General features: G+C 66.4%; 2 pseudogenes. Both read left to right on the top strand.

The features are described 5' to 3' along the window. The first annotated feature begins 529 nt into the window (after window positions 1–529). Window positions 530–2,132: pseudogene (locus HMPREF0975_RS14160) on the top strand (IS1634 family transposase). Between the two features lie 57 nt (window positions 2,133–2,189). Further along, window positions 2,190–2,671: pseudogene (locus HMPREF0975_RS14155) on the top strand (transposase); the annotation flags it as partial.

Genomic DNA, 2,671 nt, shown 5'->3' with positions numbered 1-2,671 from the left:
GTCTCAGGAAGGCCCCATCCTGACGAGTCCACCGTCTTGGACGTGGTTCCGTTCTGGCGTTACCACGAGCCTGGGAGGTTGGCCCGCCCCTGTCGTAGCCCAGGTGCTCGCTCAAGCCAAGCGGCCAGGCCCCTCTCCAACGGCCTCCCTTGGTGCAGGGCCGGCAGCAGACCATCAGTCCCGGTCATGCTCACCTGCCCGGCACCAGCTCTGCTCAAACAAGCCATCCACAGCCCCAGCCGAGCGCAGCTGGCCGACCACATCCCGACCACCAGCAGAAGCCCTGTTGTCATCATCAGTAGCAGTCATCAGTGTCAGTCCTTCCACAAGAGCTCACACAAACCAATGAACAGGCTCTGTCGATGCGACGCATCGCCGACCTGGAGAGGAAAACCGGCCCGGTCGACCAGCAGTCCGACCTGAGTTGCACAGGTTGGGGTGGTTTGTGTTTCAGAGTGGGGTTTTTCGTTGGGATTCTGGGGGTGGGGTGGTCGTTTCGGGGCACTAAGGGGCCGGTAGGATCTGGTGGGTGAGTCCGTACCTGCGTCAGGTCAAGACAGCCTCGGGGGCCACGGCCGTGCAGGTCGTGGCCAAGGACCATGGTGTGCGCCGGATCGTGGAGCACCTGGGGTCGGCCCATGACGAGGCCGAGCTGGCTGCGCTGATGCGCCTGGGGCGCCAGCGGCTCCTGGTCGGCCAGCAGGTCCTGGACCTGGGGCCGATACTCAACGACGACGCTGACGAGGTGGGTGGTCAGGCACCCGGTGACGGTGGCGCGGTGCGAAGGCCGCAGATCATCTCGCGCAGGTCGGGCTGGCTGATCGAGGCCCTCCGTTCGGCTTACAGGCGTCTGGGGCTGGGTGAGGCGGTTGGGGGTGACCGGGCCTTTGAGCAGATGGTCGCCGCTCGCCTGATCGAGCCGACATCCAAGGCCGACACTCCCAGGGTCCTGTCCGAGATCGGCTGGCCGGCCCCGGCCCACCGCAACACCTTGTACGCCTCCCTGGCCCGGGCCCAGGAGCGCGGTTACCGCGAGAGCCTCTCAAACGCCTTGTTCGAGCACGTCACCAACACCTCCGGTCTGGCCCTGTGCCTGTACGACGTCACCACGCTCTATTTCGAGGCCGAGAAGGAGGACGACCTGCGGCGGGTGGGTTACTCCAAGGACAGGCGGGTCGACCCCCAGGTCATCGTCGGCCTGCTGGTCGACCGCCGTGGTTTCCCCCTGAGAATCGGGTGCTGGGAAGGAGGTAAGGCCGAGACCACCACCATCATCCCGGTGGTGGAGGCCTTCCAGGCCGCTCACGGTATTGAGGAGCTCGTGATCGTCGCTGATGCCGGCATGCTCTCAGCAGCCAACCTCGCGGCCCTGGATGACGCCCGGTTGCGGTTCATTGTCGGGGCCCGCACTACCCGGGCCCCAGGCGACCTTGAGGCCCACTCTCTACTGGGCCGGTGACGCCTTCACTGATGGGCAGCTCATTGACACCATCACCCCCAGGAGGGGCTCGCAGAGCGAGCGGGACGTCAGCAAGCGTCGTGAGCCCGTCTGGGACCCGGACACTCACCCGGGGTCGTGGCGGGCGGTGTGGGCCTAGAAGCGCGCCGCCAGGGACACTCGGACCCTGACCGCCCAGGAGAACCGCGCTAGGGCCGTCATCGCCGGAGAGAGACGTCCCAAGGGCACCAGGTTCGTCACCACCCACGCCGGTGACGCCACCCTGGACGAGGCCTCCCTGGCCCGGGCCCGCTCCCTGGTGGGCCTCAAGGGCTACGTCACCAACATTCCGTCCCGCCTGATGGGCGCCGGTGAGGTGGTCTCCTCGTATCACGAGCTGTGGCACGTGGAGCAGTCTTTCCGGATGAGTAAGCACGACCTGCCAGCCCGCCCCGTCTTCCACCACCAGCGCGATGCCATCGAGGCGCACCTGACCGTGGTCATGGCCGCCCTGGCCGTCGCCCGGCACCTCCAGGAGACCACCGGGATCAGCATCAAACGCATTATCCGTGCCCTCAAGCCCCTCCAGAAGATCACCATCAACCTCAACGGCCACCACCTCACCGCCGCCGACCCCCTGACCCCCCAAGCCGAAGAAATCCTCACCGCCCTGAGCATCCCAACAGGGCACTAAAAACTGTGCAACTCAGGAGGGGGCACCTCCCGCACGGGAGCGAAGCGCGCGGGGGAATGTGACGGGCTCACCGGCCTTCCCGAAGCGATCGCAGGCAGTCCTGGCCCCAGGCCACGGTCCCCACCTGCGCAGGTACCACCCGGTTCCGTGCCCCTGGATGCGGTTCGTCTCCTACGGGGGAGAGCCGGAAGGTCGCGGCCGCTCTCAAGGCCGATCTGCACCGCTCCGAACCAGGAGGCCGCCTGGCAGGCTCTGACCGACTTCTCCGAGTCCGACATGGGGGTCAAGTACCCCCAGACGGTGACGACCTGGGAGCGGGCCTGGGAGCGATTCACTCCCTTCCTGGACTTCCCTCCGATGCTCAGGCGTGTCATCTCTCCCCCACTTCGTGGGAGGTACCCCCTCCACCAACAGTATCGAGACTGCGAGCTACCAGCTGCGCAAGGTTTCCAAGAACCGCGGCCACTTCCCTCCGATGAGGCGGTGATCAAGCTGCTGTGGCTGGCGATCTGCGACACCCGTGGACAAGCGAGCCCGAG

Source organism: Actinomyces sp. oral taxon 849 str. F0330, assembly GCF_000239715.1.
In the GTDB taxonomy this organism is placed as follows: domain Bacteria; phylum Actinomycetota; class Actinomycetes; order Actinomycetales; family Actinomycetaceae; genus Actinomyces; species Actinomyces johnsonii.
The sequence above is the reverse complement of the archived record's forward strand: the minus strand, read 5'-3'. Positions and strand labels throughout refer to the sequence as shown.